Below are 17,067 nucleotides of genomic sequence, written 5' to 3' on the forward strand. Positions count from 1 at the left end.
GCGGCTAGTTCGAACCGCCGCGGTCCGATAGTGCGGCTACCAGATCGGCCGCGGCGGCGGCGAGTTCGATCCGGGCGAACTGCGGCAGCTGGGCGGCGAGCTTTTCCGCGATCGCGGCACGGATATCGTTGCCCGCCGTCACGCCCTGCGCGGTCAGCGCGACCCGGCTGATTCTGCGGTCCTCCGGATCCGGCTGCCGCGCCACATATCCGCGACGTTCCAGCCGGTCCACCATGCCGGTGATGTTCGTCTTGTCGCAGCCGAGCGAACTCGCCAGCTCACCGAAGGTCGGCCGCTCGTCCTTCACCTGACAGAGCAGTGCGATCTGCTGCGCGGTGAGGCCGAAATCCCGGGCGATCGCGCCGTAGAACGCGTTCACCTCGCGATAGAGCCCGCCCAGGGCGGCAACCAGGTTGTCATCGTTCGCGGCCACACCAGGCAGTTTAGATGATCGACAGTTGACATACCGGAACAATTAGTTGATGATCTCGACTATCGAGTTAGTCGACTTTTGGAGGTAGCCGTGCCCGTCGCGATAGTCACCGGTAGTTCCCGCGGTATCGGCCGTGCCGTCGCCGAGCGGCTCGGCCGGGCGGGGGCCTCGGTCGTCGTCAACTACCACTCGGACCGCGCGGCCGGTGAACAGGTCGTCGCCGCGATCGAATCCGGTGGCGGCCGCGCGATCGCGGTACGGGCGGACATCGCCGACGCCGCCCAGCTGCGCCACCTGTTCGACACGGCCGAGCACACCTACGGCGGACTCGACATCGTGGTGAGCAACGCCGGAATCGCGCGCTTCGCCCCGATCGCCGAGGCCACCGACGACGATTTCGACCTGATGTTCGCGGTCAACACGAAGGCCACCTTCCGCACGCTGCGCGAGGCGGCCAACCGGCTGCGTGACAGCGGCCGGATAGTGCTGGTGTCCTCCGGCGCCACCGCCACCCACCGGCCCGGCTCCGGCGTCTACGCGGCCAGTAAGGCGGCGTCCGAGCAACTGGTCCGGGTGCTCGCCCGGGAACTCGCACCACGTGCCATCACGGTCAACAGCGTGCTGCCCGGCGCCGTGCGCACCGACGGCCTCACCGCCGCCCGGGGCGCCGAGATCGATCGAATCGCCGCGACGGTACCGCTCGGCCGGATCGGCGAACCGGACGATATCGCCGATATCACCGCCTTTCTCGTGTCCGAGGAGGCACGGTGGATCACCGGCGCGTCGGTGCCCGCCGGGGGCGGTGTGTTCTGACCCGGAGTCCTTCCGCGGGGCCCGGCCGGCCTCACGCCGCGCGGGCACCGCGCAGCCCCCACTCCTGCGCGAGGAGGCGGTGGGAGGTGAGACGGTCCGCGTGCCGATGGGTGACGCTGGTGACCACCAGCTCGTCGGCGCCGGTGAGATCGCGCAGCGCGGTCAGTCGCGCGGCGACCGCGGCCGGTGTGCCGACGAACTGGGTGTTCACCCGATCGTCGACCAGGCGCCGCTGGTAATCGGTGAGGGGCGGGGCGATATCCGGGTCCAGATATTCGGCGGCGCCGGCGCCACTGCGGATACTGGACACCCAGTGCCCATAGGTGGAGGCGAGGTGACGGGCGGTGGAGTCGTCGGGAGCGACGACGACATCGGCCGACACCACCAGATAGGGCTCCGGATGATGTGCCGAGGGGCGGAAGGCTTTCCGGTATGCCTCGACGGTTTCCAGCACCGTCCCCGGCGAGACGTGGTAGTTCGCCACGAACGGCAGCCCCAGCCGACCCGCCAGCTGGGCGCTCTCCCCGCCGCTGCTGCCGAACAGCCACAGCTCGATCCGGGCGCCCTCTCCCGGAACGGCGTGCAGGCCGATACCGTCGGCGCTCGTGTAGGTCCCGGCCAGCAGCGCGCGGATCTCCTCGACCTGCTGTGTGTAGTCCAGCGGTTCCGCGCCCGGCAGCCGCAGCGCCTCCAGGGAGGCCGCGAGCCGGGTGGTGTCACGGATCTGCGCCGGCGAGAACGGCGGCGGGACCACGACCCCGTCACGCACCAGAGTGGGACGTTCCGGTGCGGCCGGCGGTGACGCACCCGGCGATCGCAGCTGGGATATCAGATGCGCCGAACGGCCCAGACCCAGATCCAGCCGCCCGGGGTACAGGGCATCGATCGTGCCGAAGGACTCCACCACCGACGCCGAGGTCCGGTAGCCGGCCTGCACGGCGGCCGACCCGACCCGGATGGTCTCGGTGGCGGCGGCGATGAGTGCGATCAGTTCGGTCGGCGCCGAGGAGGCGACCGCGACGAAATGATGCTCCGCCACCCAGAACCGGCGGTAGCCCCACGCCTCGGCGTGGCGGGCGAGGTCGATGGTGTTGCGGATCGCCTGCCGTGCGTCCGATCCGGTGCTGATCGGCGACAGGTCCAGAACCGATAGGGGTACCGTCATGACGCTCGCGCCTTTTCTCCGATGTGATGGGGATGGCGCAGACCCAGATGTTCGCGCAGGGTCGCGCCGGTGTATTCGGTACGGAAACTTCCGCGCTCCTGGAGTTCCGGTACCACTGTGTCCACGAATTCGTCCAGTCCGGCGGGCGTGAGGTGGGGAACGAGGATGAAACCGTCGGCGGCGTCCTCCCGCACATACCGTTCGATCTCGGCCGCGACCTCCGCCGCCGAGCCGACGAACTGCTGTCGCGCGGTGACCTCGATGATGAGCTCACGGATGCTGAGACCGTCCGCCTCGGCCCGGGCCCGCCACTCCTTCGCCACGGCCAGCGGATCTCTGGCATGGCGCACCCGGCCCCGGGTGATGGTCACATCGTCGACCGGGTCGACATCCGGGAGGGGCCCGTCGGGGTCGTAGGCGGACAGGTCGCGACCCCACACCTGTTCGAGGAACGAGATCGCGGTCTGTGGGCCCACCTGCTGCCGGCGGATGTGGTGGGCCCGTTCTTCGGCGTCCGCGCGGTTGTCGCCGAGCACGAAGGTGGCCGCGGGGAGGATCAACAGCTCGTCGCGGTCGCGGCCGTACTTGGCGAGGCGGTTCTTCATATCGGTGTAGAACTGCTGGCCCGCGGTGAGCTCACCGTGGCGGCTGAAGATCGCGTCCGCGGTGGCGGCGCCGAATTCGCGGCCCTCCTCGGAGTCACCGGCCTGGAGTTGCACCGGGTAGCCCTGTGGGCTGCGCGGTAGGACGAACGTGCCCTCGATATCGAATTGCTCGCCCCGATACCGGAAATCGGGCGGCGGTTCGGTGAAAACACCCCGCTCACGGTCGACGACGAGCGCGTCGGACGGCCAGCTGTCCCAGAGCGCACGTGTCGCGGCGATCACCTCGGCGGCGCGCGTGTACCGCTGCGCGTGTTCGAGATAGCCACCGCGCCGGAAGTTCTCGCCGGTGAACGCGTCGGAGGAGGTGACGGCATTCCAGGCGGCCCGGCCGCCGGACAGGTGATCCAGTGTGGCGAACTGTCTGGCCAGTTCGAAAGGTTCGTTGAACGTGGTGTTGATGGTGCCCGCCAGACCCAGCCGGGTGGTCACCCCGGCGAGCGCGTTGAGCACGGTGAACGTATCGGGCCGGCCCACCACGTCCAGATCATGGATACGGCCGCGGTGTTCACGCAGCCGCAAACCCTCGGCGAGGAAGAAGAAATCGAAGAGCCCGCGCTCGGCGGTGCGCGCCAGATGGGTGAACGAGTCGACACTGATCTGGCTACCGGATCCGGGGTCGTTCCAGACCGTGGTGTTGTTGACGCCCGGGAAGTGAGCGGCGAGATGGATCTGCTTGCCTACCTTGCGCTTCGGCATGTCATCCCCGATCGATCGCGTAACGGTTGAGCGGTTGCGGCAGCCCCAGGCGACCGCGTAGCCCCAGGAGTGGGTCCGGTATCCGGGCCAGGAACGCCGCGAGGGCCAGCGGTCGCAGGACGAGTCCGTCGGCGGCGCATTCCTGTTGCGCCTCGCCCACCAGATCCCGCAGCGACCCCGCGGTGCCCACATGCCGCAGACTGCCGGTCGCCTCGGTGGCCGTCCAGCCCTCCAGCTGCGCCAGCTCGGCCGCCGCGTCGGCCGCCGAATCCGCGATATGGACGTCGATATCGAGCAGGACGCGAATATGGCGGGGGTCGCGGCCGGCGGCGGCCGCGGCGGACCGCAACACCGTGCGCGCCGCGGCGGCGGCCGCGAGATCCGGGGCCGAGATCCGGATGAGATCACCGTGCCGGACGGCGACCCGGGTGGCGTGCGGCCCGTCCGCCCGCACCGCGACCAGCGGCTGCCCCTGCGGCGGGCGGGGAGTGATAGCGGGCCCCTTGACCGAGAAATTGTCACCGGCGAAATCGATGTAATGCAGTTTGTCGCGATCGATGAACCGGCCGGACTCGGTATCGCGGATCTCGGCGTCGTCCTCCCAGCTGTCCCAGAGCCGGCTGACGACCTGGATCGCCTCGTCCGCCTCGTGCCACAGCGAGTCCGCCGCCTGTTCGGGTTTCCGGCCGAACAGGCGCGCCTGACCTTCGCCCGGCGAGACGGTCACCTCCCAGCCCGCGCGGCCGAGAGTGGCGTAATCGAGGCTCGCGATCGCCTTGGATACGTGGAACGGTTCGGTATGGGTGACCGGAACCTGCGGGATCAGGCCGAGACGACTGGTGGCCGGCGCGACCCGCGCGGCGATTCCGGCCGCCTCGAGCCGCCCGCGGGCGCCACCGGATTGCAGGGCGAAGGAGTCCGGCAGGAAGGCGAGATCCAGGCCGGCGCGTTCCGCGGCGACCGCCGCGTCCACCCAGTACCCGGCGGTGAACAGCTCCTCCGCCCGCGAGTCGGCGCGCCGCCACGACGCGGGATGCGCACCGGTTCCGGTCAATTCGACGGCGAGCAGCAGTGGATGAGCATGCGGCATCACGCGGTCCTTTCTCTCTGCGGACGGCGGACGGCGCCCGGCACGGCGAGCAGCAGCTCCCGGGTGAAGTCGTGCCGGGGAGCTTCGAAGATCTCCGCGGTCGGGCCGGTTTCCACAATGCGGCCGTCGCGCATGACCGCGACCCGGTCGCTCATTCCGCGGACCACGGCGAGGTCGTGGGAGACGAACAGGTAGCTCAGCGACAGTTCCGATTGCAGATCGTCGAGCAGCGTCAGGATCTGCGCCTGGACCGAGACATCCAGTGCGGAAACCGGTTCGTCGAGGACGACCAGGTCCGGGCGCAACGCCAGCGCACGGGCGATGGCCACCCGCTGACGCTGGCCGCCCGACAATTCCGCGGGACGCCGCTGCGCGCTGGAGACCGGCAACGCGACCTGGTCGAGCAGCTCGGCGATACGGGTGCGGCGGGTCTCCCGATCGCCGATGTCGAAGGCCCGCAGCGGCTCCGCCACGATGCTGCCGACCGTCAGTTTGGGGTTCAGCGAGGCATACGGGTTCTGATACACGATCTGGACGCGCCGCCGCCACTCCCGCAGCCGGGCGCCGCGCAGTCCGCTGATATCGATGCCGTCGAATTCGACGGTGCCGCGGTCCGGCGTCTCCAACCGGGCGACGATCCGCGCCGTCGTGGATTTGCCCGAGCCCGATTCGCCTACGACGGCCAGGGTTTCACCGCGGTCTATCGTCAGCGAGACATCGGCGACGGCCGCGAGCGTGGCGCCGCGCTCCAACCGGAAGGTCTTGTGCAGACCACTGGCCGACAGCAGCGGCGCGGCGGCGCGCGGGCGGACGGCACGGCGCGGACGACTCGTCCCCGACGCGGCGGCCAGCAGGCGCCGCGTGTACTCGTGACGCGGATCGGTGAACACTTCGTCGGCGGCGCCGGATTCCACGATCCGGCCCTGCCGCATCACCACGATCCGGTCAGCACGGTCGGCCGCGACACCCAGGTCGTGGGTGATCAGCAGGACCGCGGTTCCCGATTCGGCGGTGCGGCCCGCGAGATGGTCGAGGATCCGGCGCTGCACCGTGACATCGAGGGCGCTGGTCGGTTCGTCGGCGATGACCAGGCGCGGTCCGCACGCCAGCGCGATCCCGATCAGCACCCGCTGGCGCTGGCCGCCCGAAAGGTCCTGCGGGAACTGCCGCGCCCGCAGCGCCGGTCGATCCAGGCCCGCCTCGGCGAGGATCCGGACCGCCTCGGACCGCGCGGTCCGCCGGTCGGCGCGCCCGTGGATCCGCAAGGTCTCGGCGACCTGGTCGCCGATGCGAAGCACCGGATTCAGCGATACCGCGGGGTCCTGGGGGACGAGTCCGATCTGGGCGCCGCGGATACGCCGCCACGCACGCGCCGGTAGCCGGTCGATCCGGTCTCCGCCGAAGGTCACCGTGCCCGCGGTGACCGTTCCCCCGCTGCTCAACAGGCCGATCACCGCATGGGCCAGACTGGATTTCCCCGATCCGGACTCCCCCACCACGGCGACTGTTTCCCCGGCGTGGATCGCCAGCGAAACCCCGTTCACCGCGGTGGTCGTCCGGGAGCCGGTCGCGTACTCGACGGTCAGTCCGTCGACCCGCAGCAGCGGTTCCCCGGTGCCCGGCGCCGCCCCGCTCACAGCGACCACCCGGCGAGGAACAGTTGCGGCATCCGTTCGGCCAGCCGGGCCTCGAACCGCCAGCCGGCGCGCAGGAAGTCGCGGGCCCGGCGGATGGTCGCCACGAGCGGATCGTCGCCGGATCCCGGCAGGGCGATACCGCCCGGTGCGTACCCGAGCCGGGAACGGCCGGCCTCGTCTCCTGTCACCGCAGTCCTTCCTGAGCGAGGGCCCGGCCGAGCCGCTGGGTGGCCAGCACCACCGCGATGATGACCAGGCCGGGCAGGGTGGTGAGCCACCACGCGGTGGCCAGATAGTTGCGTCCCTCGGAGATCAGCGACCCCCATTCGGGAGTCGGCGGCGCGGCGCCGTAGCCCAGGAAGCTCAGCGAGGAGACGGCGAGCACGGCGAGACCGAACTCCACGGCGGCCAGGGCGGCGACCGGGGCATAGGAATTGCGCAGCACGTGCCGGAACAGCACGCCGTACCAGCGCACCCCGCAGGCCCGCGCGGCCTCCACATAGGGAGCCTGCCGCACCCGCAGCACTTCCGCGCGCATCACCCGGGCGAACCGCGCGATGAGCGCCACCCCGACCGCGAGCGCCACATTGCCGGTACCGAATCCGAGCACCGTCACCAGGGCCAGCGAGACCAGTAGTTCCGGAATGGACAGCAGCACGTCCACACACCGCATCACGACGCTGTCGAGTGTGCCGCCGACCGCGCCCGACACTACACCGAGCAGCGATCCGGCCACCAGCCCGATCGCCACGGCGAGCACGGTCGCGGTGAGCGACAGCGCCGCCGCGTGCACCACCCGGGTGTAGAGGTCGCGACCCAGATTGTCGGTGCCGAACCAGTGTTGCGGGCTCGGCCCACGGAATTTCTCGCTCGGCACACCGGCCAGGGGATCGCCCCGGGTGAACAGGGAGGGCACGGCCGCCCAGCCCAGGACCAGGATCAGCACGATGCCGGCGAGCAGGACACTGTATGCCGTACGCACCCGGCGCGGCGACCGCGTCTTCTCCTGGGTCGGCGCGACGAGTTCGCGAACTTCAGGCACGGGCCGCCTCCTTCCCTCGGAAGCCGTCCACCACGCGCGCGTCCACCAGCGGATACACCAGGTCCACGATCAGGTTCACCAGGACGTACACCGCCGCGCTGAACACCACGATGCCCTGCACGACCGGAATATCCTGGTTCAGTACCGCGGTCTGGGTGAGTCGGCCGATTCCGGCGCGCGCGAACACCGTTTCCACGATCACCGATCCGGCGAGCACCGTCCCGACCCACACACCGGCGATGGTGAGGGCCGGCCCCACCGCCGCGCGCAGCACATGCCGCCACTGCACCCAGGCGCGCGACGCGCCCTTGGCGAACGCGACCTCCACGAACGGCTGCCGCCAGGTGCTGACCAGGTTGCTGTAGAGCACCTGCGCGATCACCGCGCCCACCGGGATGGCCAGGGTGACCGCCGGCAGGATCGTCCCGGTGAACCCGGTGCCCCCGAACGCGGGGACCAGGCGCAGCTGGAACGAGAACAGGTGCAACAGGATCAGGCCCACCCAGAACGTCGGCATGGCCGCCCCGACCGGAGGCAGCGCGGTCAGCAGATCGCGCAGCCAGTTGCGTTCGGTGTAGGCGGCGGCGAGGGCCAGCGCGGACCCGAACACCACAGCCAGCACCAGCGTGGTCGCGGCCAACGCCAGCGTCGAGGGCAGGGCCTCCCCGATCGCCGCGACGACCGTCTGCCCGGTGGTGAGCGACGAGCCCAGGTCACCGCGCACCGCGTGGGTCGACGCCGTCCAATACTGTTCCCAGACAGGCTTGTCCAGACCGTACCTGGCCTGCAGTTCGGCCACCGCGGCCGCGTCGACCGGCGTTCCGGGACTCGCGTCCACGGCCAGCGCCACCGGATCCGCGGGCAGCAGATACAGCACCGCGAACGAGATGGTGAACGCCGCCCACAACACGCCGGCCGCCTGCAGCACCCGCAGCACCACATACCGGGCCATCGCAGTCACCGGCCGCTCAGCCAGGTGTCGTAGAACTGCAGCCGCGCCGACGCCTCGAAGGTCAGGGCCTGCACCGTGTTCCCGACGCCGATGGCCTGGGAGAGTTCGATGGTGGGGACCCACAGTCCTTCGTCGAGCAGCAACCGCTGTGCCTCTCCGATCAGCCCCGCACGCGCGGCGGTGTCGACGGCGGCCAGCTGGCCGGACAGCACGGTGTCCAGCGCGGGAATCGCGCCGCGATCGTTCAGATTGCGGGCGTCCAGCCCGAAATTCGCGCGCAGGATGTCGCCGTCGGCCCGAGTGACGTTGTAGTAGATGGTGTCGAAATCCTTGGTGTTCTGCCGCACGGTGTAGTCGGCGTTGGCGGCCGGTTCGAGCCGCAGTTCGACACCGGCGGACCGCAACTGCTGCTGGAGCAGTTCGAGGATGGCCTGGTTACCGGCGAAGGCGGCGCTGAACAGGACCCCGAACGACAGGCGTGCACCGTTCTTCACGCGGATACCGTCTCCGCCCGGGGCCCAGCCCGCCGCGTCGAGAGTCCGCTTCGCCGCGTCGAGGTCGAACCCGAGTTCACCGCTCAGGTCGACATATCCGGGCGTGGTGTGCGCGAGCGGGCTGGTCGCGGACTTGAACTGCGGGCCCAGCACCGTGTCGACGAGCTCCTGGCGGTTGATCGCGGGCAGCAGCGCAGTGCGGACCGCGCGATCACGCAGTGGCCCCCGGGTGACGTTCGGTTGCAGACCGAAGGTGATACCGGGGTTCGAGGCGGTGGCGACACGACCGCCCGCGGCTTCGATCTGCGGCGCGTCCTGGGGTAGGGCGTCGCTGGTGGCGTCGAGCTGGCCGGAGATCAGGCTGCCGGTCCGCACCCCGGACTCCGGAACCACGGTGAACTCGATCCGATCCAGATACGCCTCACCCTGATGCGCGAATACCGCCGACCCCCAGTTGTATCCGGCGCGCTTGGACAGCGTCGCCGAATCACCCTGGCGGTAATCGGTATAGGTGAACGGCCCGCTACCGATCGTATCGCCGAGGCACCGCTGTTCGGCCGGCTTCGCCGTGGTGGCCGCAGCGAGGACGGCGAGCTGCGGTGTGGACGTGGCCTGGAGGAACTGCACGTTGGGTGTGGCGAACCGAACTCGCGCGGTCCGCGCGTCCACCACGTCGGTACCGGTGTAGCCGGCGAGATAGGCGAACGCCAGCGGAGCCTTCGCACCACCCAGGACGTGCACGATCGAATCCAGCGTGCTGCGTACCGATTCCGCGGTCAGCGGGCTGCCGTCGCTGAAGGTCACGCCGTCGCGGAGGTGGAAGGTGAAAGTCCTGGCGTCCGGGCTCACCTCCCAGCGCTCGGCCAGCCACGGTTCGATCTCACCGGTGGCCGGGTCCTGATCGGTCAGCGAGTCGGCGATCTGGCGGGTGAGGTAGATGGTCTGGTTGGTGCCCCCCTGCGCCGGATCGGAGCAGGTCGGCGCCTGGGACAGTCCGTAACGCAGGGTTCCCCCGGGCTGCGGCGGGCCGGAGACACTGTTCTGGGCCACTCCGCCTCCGCACGCCGTGAGGGCGAGCGTCGCGGCGAACACCCCGAACAGGGCAACGGGTCGTTTCATCGAGTTCTCCGGATCGCACCCGCGCCGGTAGCCGGCCGCGGCATCATCGAGCCGGGTCCGCCGGCGCGGCGGCCCCGGATGGTAGGGACGACATTAAGGAGCGGCCGGGCCGACGTCGCCGGTCTCGATCACTCTGAATCCAAACCTTGGGCGCGACGGCGAGAGCCGGTGCCGCCGGGCCGACCGGCCGGAGTGTTTCCGGGGTCGGATGGGGCGGCGCCGGCCGTCGCCGAGATCGCCTACTTCGCCGGCCCGGGGGGCGGCTGGTTGATCGTGGTGAAGTACTGGACCGCACTGAGGATCGCCACCGGCGCGGTGACCAGCAGCTGTCCGGCCAGCGTGCCCAGGGCCCCGATCGCGAGAATGCCGCCGACGCAGCCGACGACCGCGGCCGGTATGAACGGCCCGAACAGGCCGACGATGGTGGCGGACGCCACCGTCGCCCCGGCGATGCCGCCCAGCACGCAACCCAGCGCGCCGCCGCCGATACCCCCGACCAGGGTGCCGACGGTGGCACCGGCGCCGAGGGTCGTGGTCAGCCGGCTCCAGGCGTCCTTCTCACGGTCGTAGGAGTTCTTCCACGGCGCCTGCTCCTCGAACGGCAGGGCGACGGGCTGGTACACCGCGTGCCCGAGATCGAACTGGGGAGTCAGAGTGGCCCGGTCACCGGCGATCTCGGCGGCGATGGGGAACACGAAATCATCCACGCGGAAGGACAGTTCGGTGCCCGCGAGCACCGTTCCGTCGGTGGCCGCGATCGTGAAGACCCCGTTATCGGCGGACAGCGACCCGCCGGCGATCTCGATGATCGTGGACTTCTCGTTCGCCGAGGCGGTGTAGTTCACTGCCCCGGGCGCCGGCGTCGGCGCGGCGTGCACGGTGCCGGCAGCTACCGTCATTGCCGCTGATGCCAGCGCCGTGGCTACAGCGAGTTTCTTGATTCTCATCGACTGCATCCCTCATTTCTTATTGCAGTGCGAATCAATATGCCGCTGCGGCCTGTGCACGGACAGGGCAATACTCACCGCGATTCAGAAAATCATCGAGATTCGAAACGGTGACCGCAAAAGCCCTGAGCAGGACCATGCCGCCGCCCACGAAGAAACGCCCGAAACGGACCTATGCCATTCGATCGCACATTGCAATATGCGTTATCGAACGATTTCCGAAGGATGCGTAATTATTGTCACTCGGGAGCACGATCGCTACCCCTGTCGCACGACACCGTGGGAACCAGGGGTCCGGCCGGAGAAGAATCAGGGGGTCCACCGCCGCCCACTGGCGAGCGGGCTGATTCTGCCGCCGGCCGGGGACCCGGCTCAGAAGTGACCGGCAAGCGGCAACGGTTCGCCGTTGACCCGCAGGTTCCCGAGTGCCCGCGCCTTGTACGCCGCCGGGTTGTGCGAGAAGAGGGTGCGCAGATTCCGCCAGTGCCGATCCAGCCCGGCCCCGCCACGGGTGGCGGAGGCGCCGCCGACATCGAAGATCCGGCCGGCGGCCCGCAACGCGAATTCCTCGATGACGATCTTGGCCTGCGCGGCGCGCAGCGACGAGTCGTTCTCCAGGACGGGATCCACGCCGGTCGAACGGGCGGCGGCGAAGGAGAGGTCCTGCGCCGCGGCGGCGGCCAGGACAATGGACTCCGCCGCGAAGGCCGCCGCGTCCAGTTCGCCGATCACCGCCAGCAGTTGCGGATCGTTTCGCGGTTCCTCGGTATTGGCGAAGACGAAGTTGCGCACCCGCGAACGCACCAGTTCGGCGGCGTCGGCGGCCACCGACCGCAGGATCCCGGCGGCGACGGCGTGCAAGTAGAGCTGCGGGAAGGACTGGCGGGGCCGGTCCTTGTCGCGCGGGTCCCGGAAGGGCAGCGTTTCGGCCACCGCCACCGCCACATCCGTGAACACGGTGGTACCGCTGCTGGTGTGGCGCTGGCCGATACCGTCCCAATCGTCCACGTGCTCCACCCCCGCGCGGTCCACCGGCACGATCGCGCTGAGCACCCCGGCATCCGGTGCGTTCGCGGTGACCCGCACATAGTCGCCGTAGCGCGCGCCGGTGCTGTAGAACTTGCGGCCGTTGAGCCGGTAGCCCCCGGGCGCCGGGGTGAGGGTGCTGTCGTAGGTGTAGTCGCCGACCGGATTGGTGCCGAGTTCGGTCAGCGCGCCGCCGAACAGCTTGCCCGCCAGCACCTCCGGTAGCCATTCCTGTTTGCGATCGGTGCGCGGCAGCCGGTACAGATCCTCCACGAAACCGAAGTGCACCCGCAGGATGTGCGGGACGTCGGGATCGGCCTCGGCGAGTTCGATGAGGAAGGCGAACAGTTCGGTCACCGTCCAGCCGGGGCCGCCGTCGGCGACCGGTACCCGGACCGCCCCGAGCCGCAACCGTTTGATCGCCTCGATCGCCGCGGCGGGCGTTTCGGTACCGCCCGCCGCCCGGCGGCGCGCCGCGTCCGCGGCGATCTCGGCGACGAGCTCGGCGAGCTCGGCGGACCCGGGCCGCGGGATGGGTGCGGCAACGGTTTCGGTACTGGACATGGGATCTCCTCCGAATCGGGGCCGGCGCGGTCGGCCGCGGCCGGCGGCTGTGGTCTCGTCAGTGCTCGAGGTGCGCTCCGGCGCAGCGCGGGGTCCGCGGGGTGAACGCGTGCTGTCACGCTTCCATCCGAACCATTCGAAACGAGAAGGACGGCCCGGTGCTCCCAGTATCGAAAGCCCCCGACCGGCGAACAAGGCAGTTCGCCTACCGATTTCGTTCAGAATTTCTCGACCTTCCGCCGATTCCCTTGTGACAGTGCCCCGGGGCCGCTACGAAGGAAAACCTTTGAAATCAGCGGGATCATATGAATATCCCGATCCGGGACCGAATACCGTTACCGCAGAGTTAAGTTGAATTTCACACTCTGATTAATCCTCCTTTCGAGAGAAATTGTGGCTCACGGCCCGAACTGCGGATAGGTTCCCATTCGTGTCCGGCTATTTGTGGCGACGAATCGGTCAGGCCCTCCTCGTGGTGGCCCTGTCGTATTCGGCCGTGTTCTTCATACTCAACGTCCTGCCGGGCGACCCGATCGAGCAACAGATCTCCAACCCCGAGAACCCGATCACCGACGAGGACGCCGACGCGCTCCGCGCCTACTACCGACTCGATGAACCGGCCTACGTGCAATTCGCGGTCTCGATCACCCGGCTCTTCTCCGGAGACCTGGGGTACTCGCTCAACAGTGGACAGTCGGTCTCCCGGCTGCTCGGTGCGGCGATCCCCTCGACGCTCGCGCTCGCCTCGGTCGCCTTCGCGCTGGCGGCGCTGATCGGTTTCGTCCTGGCCACCGTCGCGGTGTTCGCGCCGTGGGCGCCGCTACGGGAATCGGCCCGCACGATTCCGGCGATCTTCCTGTCCGTTCCCGCGTTCGTATCGGGTCTGCTCGTCCTGCAACTCGTCTCGTTCCAGCTGGGCTGGATATCGGCGGTACGCGATCAGGGGCTGCGGTCGGTGGTGTTCGCGGCGTTGCCGCTGGCCGTCCCGGTGGCGGCGCCGATCGCGCAGATCCTGGCCCAGGGTATGGCGAACGCGTACGGGCAGCTGTATGTAGAGGTACTGCGGGCCAAAGGGTTGCCCTCGCACCGGATCATCTTCGGTCATATCGTGCGCAACGGGTCGATTCCGACCGTGACGATCGTCGCCATCACGGTGGGCGAGCTGCTCGCCGGTTCGGTGATCACCGAAACCGTGTTCAACCGGACAGGTATCGGCTACCTCACCGAAACCGCGGTGCGCAACCAGGACACCCCGATCATCCAGGCCGTCGTCATCTCGGTCTCGATCACCTTCGTGGTGGTGAATCTCCTGGTCGACCTCGTCTACCCGATCATCGACCCGCGGATCCGGAAAGCCGGTACCGCACAGTGCGTTCCGGCGTCACGGCCGGCGCAGGAGGCCCTCGCATGACCGCGACGACAGCGATGCCGGCCGCCGGCGGGTACGGCCCGCGCCGGTTCCCCCTCGGCGCGTGGGACATTCCGGCCGTGCTGGTCCTGCTGCTCATCGTGGCGATGATCGTCGCGCCCGCCGCCGACGTCGTCCGCTACGACCCGGCGGAATCCGGACGACTGCTCGACGAGGCGGGCTGGGGCGCCCGGGATTCCGAGGGCTTCCGGACCAAGGACGGCGAACGCCTGTCGGTGCTCAGCTACGTCGACGTCTACGACCACACCGCGCGGCCGATGTACGAGCTGATCCAACGGCAGCTGCGCCGCGTCGGCATCGACCTCGAGGTACGCCAGACCGATTTCGCGAACTACCCCACCGCGAGCGTCGCCGACGAGGTCGGGCTGCGCCGCAACGGCTGGCCCACCCCCGACCCGGTGCGCCTGTGGCAGAACTACGACAGCGCGGGCGGCGACCTGTACGCCCTGGACGGCAGTGATCCGAATATCGACCGGCTGCTGCGCGCCCAGCTCGTCGAGACCGATCCGCACCGCCGAGCCCGGATCCTGCGCGAGTACACCGATTACGTCATCGACAACGCGTATTCGGTCCCGCTGCTGGAGTACACGCAGATATTCGGGGTCGCGCCCCGCGTCCAGGGCCTGACCCACGCCGCGAACTCGGTGCCCTGGTTCTACAACGCCTGGATCGACGACCGATCCGGAAAGCGAGACTGAGATGCCGCTCGTACTCGGCCTGCAGATCCCGGACGACCAGCTCGCCCGGCTAACGCGCACCGGATTCGGTGAGGTGCCCGAACTCCTGGACGCTTCGGGGGTCGGCTATATCGTCCTCGGCGCCGATCGGAGAGCCGCGGGCGGCGCGTCCCTGAATCCCGCTCTGCTGGGCACCGTGTTCGCGCGCCGCACGCGGGGCCTGGGGATAGTCGCCGCCGCCGCACCGCAGCGGGATCATCCGTTCAATATCGCCCGGCGCCTCGCCTCGCTCGATCACCTCACGCGCGGCCGGGCCGGCTGGCTGGCCCTGCGCTCCGACGCGCATCTCGCGCTCGGCGCGACCCGGCACGGTAGCTGGGCGCCGGCCGGCGGCCCGGTCGGCGCCGAGCTGCTCGCCGACGCGGTGACCGCCGCCCGCGCACTGTGGCGGACCTGGCCGCTGGAATCGCTCACGCGTGCGTCCGCCGCGATCGACCGCACCCCGGACGTCGAGGTCCGCTACGCCGATCACACCGGCGCCTTCGCCACGACCGGACCGCTGAACGTGCCCACTACACCGCAGGGCGAGCCGATCGTCTGCTGGGAGTACGAGCCCGGCGACAGCGGCCATCTCGGGGTCACCGATATCGCCTTCGTGACACCGCGTGATCGCGCGGTCGCGGTACCGGCCGATCCCGCGGTGACCACGCATGTCCGCCTGCACGGTGAGAGCGCGCGATTGCGTTCCCGGATAGCGGAACTGGCCGACGACGCGTGGGGGGTCACCGGGGTGCTGGTCCGGATCGGACTGGCCGAACTTCCCGGCTTCCTGGACACGACCGTGCCCGCGCTGGCCGACGCGGGGCTGATCCGGTTGCGCGCGGCCACCGGTGCGGCGGGCGACGCGCCGACGCTGCGCGACCACCTCGGCATCCCGCGGCGACCCGACCCGGATCCGCTCCGATTTCGTGCGGTCTACGCCCCAGCGTGAAGGAGTCCCCCGTGGCACGCGACCATATCGTTCTCAACATCAATGTCCTGGATCTGGGTATCAGCCCGGTTGCCTGGCAACTGTCCGGCCTGCCCCGCGACGCGACCACCACCGGCGACTATTTCGCCCGGATCGGTCGCCTCGCCGAACGCGGAACCCTGGACGCGCTCTTCCTCGCCGATAATCCCGCCCTGCGCGAGGATCCGCTGCGCAAACCCGGTGATCGCGCCCTGGAACCGACCACCATCCTGGCCACCGTCGCCGCGGCCACCCGCCACCTCGGCCTCATCGGCACCCTGTCCACCACGTTCAACGACCCGGTGGAACTGGCCGAACGCATCCTCACCCTGGACCATCTCAGCGGTGGACGGGCCGCGTGGAACGCGGTCACCACCTATAACCCGGCGGCGGGCGGGAATTTCGGACTCACCGCGAATCCCGATCGCGCGACCCGATATCGGCGGGCCGGTGAATTCGTGGACGCCGTCCTGGCGCTGTGGCGCGGTGCGGCCACGGGCCACGAGATCACCCATCGGGGGGAGTTCTTCGATCTCGCCGGCCGGCTGCCGCTGGGCGCCTCACCCCAGGGGCATCCGTTGCTCGTGCAGGCCGGCGGTTCGCCGCAGGGCCGTGACCTCGCCGGCCGCACCGCGAACGCCGTGTTCACCGCGGAGATGACCCTCGCCGCCGGTCTCGAGCACTACGAACAGGTCAAACAGGGGGCGACCCGGCACGGCCGGCCACGGCGCGATATCGCGATACTGCCCGGTCTGATCACCATCATCGGCAGCACCCACGCCGAGGCGCGACGTCGCTACGAGACGGCCCGCGAACTCCAGGACCCCGCCGCCGAATTCACTCGTCTGGGCGCGCCCCTGGGCCACGATCTCACGGACCTGCCCCTCGATGATCCCTTCCCGCGACATCTTCTGGCCGACCTGGACGACCCGAACGCGTTCGAGGGATCGCTCGGGTTCCGCGAATCCCTGGTACGCGGTATCCGGGACCGGATCGCCGCCCGCGGCCGGGCCTATACACTGCGTGAGGCCCTTTTCGAGTTCGGGGCCGGCGGACACCGCCGGATCATCGGCACCCCCGAGGATGTCGCCGACACTATCGAGGAATGGTTCCGTGCGGGCGCCGCCGACGGTTTCAACCTCATGCCCGACGCCTTCCCCCAGGGCCTGGAGATCTTCGTCGACGAGGTGGTGCCGATCCTGCGTCGCCGCAAGCTGTTCCGGTACGAGTACACCGAGACGACATTGCGCGAGAGGTTCGGGATCAGCCCCGTCACAGCGCACGCGGCGGCCTGATATCCGCCGGGCGG

At 69.6% G+C, this 17,067-nt stretch carries 16 protein-coding genes; 5 read left to right on the plus strand and 11 right to left on the minus strand.

From position 1 onward, the window contains the following. Nucleotides 1-4 precede the first annotated feature (4 nt). Nucleotides 5-433, minus strand: a complete 429-nt coding sequence (locus tag OG804_RS10600; RefSeq protein WP_328396406.1) for a MarR family winged helix-turn-helix transcriptional regulator — start codon at nt 431-433, stop codon at nt 5-7. A 90-nt stretch (nt 434-523) separates the two neighbouring features. On the opposite strand from OG804_RS10600, the gene OG804_RS10605 reads away from it, so the two are divergent. After that, nucleotides 524-1,246 carry an SDR family oxidoreductase gene (locus OG804_RS10605; protein ID WP_328396407.1) on the plus strand — a complete coding sequence of 241 codons (723 nt, stop codon included), beginning with the start codon at nt 524-526 and terminating at the stop codon, nt 1,244-1,246. Between the two features lie 31 nt (nt 1,247-1,277). Here the strand turns inward: OG804_RS10605 and OG804_RS10610 are convergent, their stop codons facing one another. The 10 genes from OG804_RS10610 to OG804_RS10655 form a co-directional block, all read right to left on the minus strand. Then, on the minus strand, nt 1,278-2,411 hold the full coding sequence (locus tag OG804_RS10610) for an LLM class flavin-dependent oxidoreductase (RefSeq protein ID WP_328396408.1): 1,134 nt from the start codon (nt 2,409-2,411) through the stop codon (nt 1,278-1,280). Next, entirely contained in the window at nt 2,408-3,772 is a 1,365-nt protein-coding gene (locus tag OG804_RS10615) for an NtaA/DmoA family FMN-dependent monooxygenase (RefSeq protein ID WP_328396409.1), read from the minus strand. The genes OG804_RS10610 and OG804_RS10615 overlap by 4 nt, the downstream gene beginning before the upstream one ends. Nucleotide 3,773: 1 nt before the next feature. Then, nucleotides 3,774-4,862 (minus strand): LLM class flavin-dependent oxidoreductase, encoded by a 1,089-nt coding sequence (locus OG804_RS10620; RefSeq protein ID WP_328396410.1) that lies wholly within the window; start codon nt 4,860-4,862, stop codon nt 3,774-3,776. Beyond that, nucleotides 4,862-6,508, minus strand: a complete 1,647-nt coding sequence (locus tag OG804_RS10625; RefSeq protein ID WP_328396411.1) for an ABC transporter ATP-binding protein — start codon at nt 6,506-6,508, stop codon at nt 4,862-4,864. The genes OG804_RS10620 and OG804_RS10625 overlap by 1 nt, the downstream gene beginning before the upstream one ends. Then, nucleotides 6,496-6,687 (minus strand): hypothetical protein, encoded by a 192-nt coding sequence (locus OG804_RS10630; protein ID WP_328396412.1) that lies wholly within the window; start codon nt 6,685-6,687, stop codon nt 6,496-6,498. Before OG804_RS10630 ends, OG804_RS10625 begins: the two co-directional genes overlap by 13 nt. Continuing rightward, nucleotides 6,684-7,481: an ABC transporter permease gene (locus OG804_RS10635; RefSeq protein ID WP_328398303.1), complete on the minus strand. Its 798-nt coding sequence runs from the start codon at nt 7,479-7,481 to the stop codon at nt 6,684-6,686. The genes OG804_RS10630 and OG804_RS10635 overlap by 4 nt, the downstream gene beginning before the upstream one ends. Before the next feature lie 52 nt (nt 7,482-7,533). Further along, nucleotides 7,534-8,493, minus strand: a complete 960-nt coding sequence (locus OG804_RS10640; RefSeq protein ID WP_328398305.1) for an ABC transporter permease — start codon at nt 8,491-8,493, stop codon at nt 7,534-7,536. 5 nt (nt 8,494-8,498) lie between these two features. Further along, complete coding sequence (locus OG804_RS10645) at nt 8,499-10,106, minus strand: ABC transporter substrate-binding protein (protein WP_328396413.1); 1,608 nt, start codon at nt 10,104-10,106, stop codon at nt 8,499-8,501. Nucleotides 10,107-10,345: 239 nt separating this feature from the next. After that, nucleotides 10,346-11,053, minus strand: coding sequence for a hypothetical protein (locus OG804_RS10650; protein WP_328396414.1), 708 nt, complete (start codon nt 11,051-11,053; stop codon nt 10,346-10,348). A 372-nt stretch (nt 11,054-11,425) separates the two neighbouring features. Beyond that, nucleotides 11,426-12,643: an acyl-CoA dehydrogenase family protein gene (locus OG804_RS10655; RefSeq protein ID WP_328396415.1), complete on the minus strand. Its 1,218-nt coding sequence runs from the start codon at nt 12,641-12,643 to the stop codon at nt 11,426-11,428. A 430-nt stretch (nt 12,644-13,073) separates the two neighbouring features. Here OG804_RS10655 and OG804_RS10660 point away from each other — a divergent pair, with 430 nt between their 5' ends. Genes OG804_RS10660 through OG804_RS10675 form a run of 4 tightly spaced genes read left to right on the plus strand, consistent with a single transcriptional unit; the run spans nt 13,074 to nt 17,053 of the window. Beyond that, entirely contained in the window at nt 13,074-14,054 is a 981-nt protein-coding gene (locus tag OG804_RS10660) for an ABC transporter permease (RefSeq protein ID WP_328396416.1), read from the plus strand. Continuing rightward, nucleotides 14,051-14,770 carry an ABC transporter substrate-binding protein gene (locus tag OG804_RS10665; RefSeq protein ID WP_328396417.1) on the plus strand — a complete coding sequence of 240 codons (720 nt, stop codon included), beginning with the start codon at nt 14,051-14,053 and terminating at the stop codon, nt 14,768-14,770. Before OG804_RS10660 ends, OG804_RS10665 begins: the two co-directional genes overlap by 4 nt. Nucleotide 14,771: 1 nt before the next feature. Beyond that, nucleotides 14,772-15,740 (plus strand): LLM class flavin-dependent oxidoreductase, encoded by a 969-nt coding sequence (locus tag OG804_RS10670; protein ID WP_328396418.1) that lies wholly within the window; start codon nt 14,772-14,774, stop codon nt 15,738-15,740. 11 nt (nt 15,741-15,751) lie between these two features. Continuing rightward, nucleotides 15,752-17,053 carry an NtaA/DmoA family FMN-dependent monooxygenase gene (locus OG804_RS10675; protein ID WP_328396419.1) on the plus strand — a complete coding sequence of 434 codons (1,302 nt, stop codon included), beginning with the start codon at nt 15,752-15,754 and terminating at the stop codon, nt 17,051-17,053. Nucleotides 17,054-17,067 lie beyond the last annotated feature (14 nt).

Source organism: Nocardia sp. NBC_00416 (assembly GCF_036032445.1).
Classification (GTDB): domain Bacteria; phylum Actinomycetota; class Actinomycetes; order Mycobacteriales; family Mycobacteriaceae; genus Nocardia.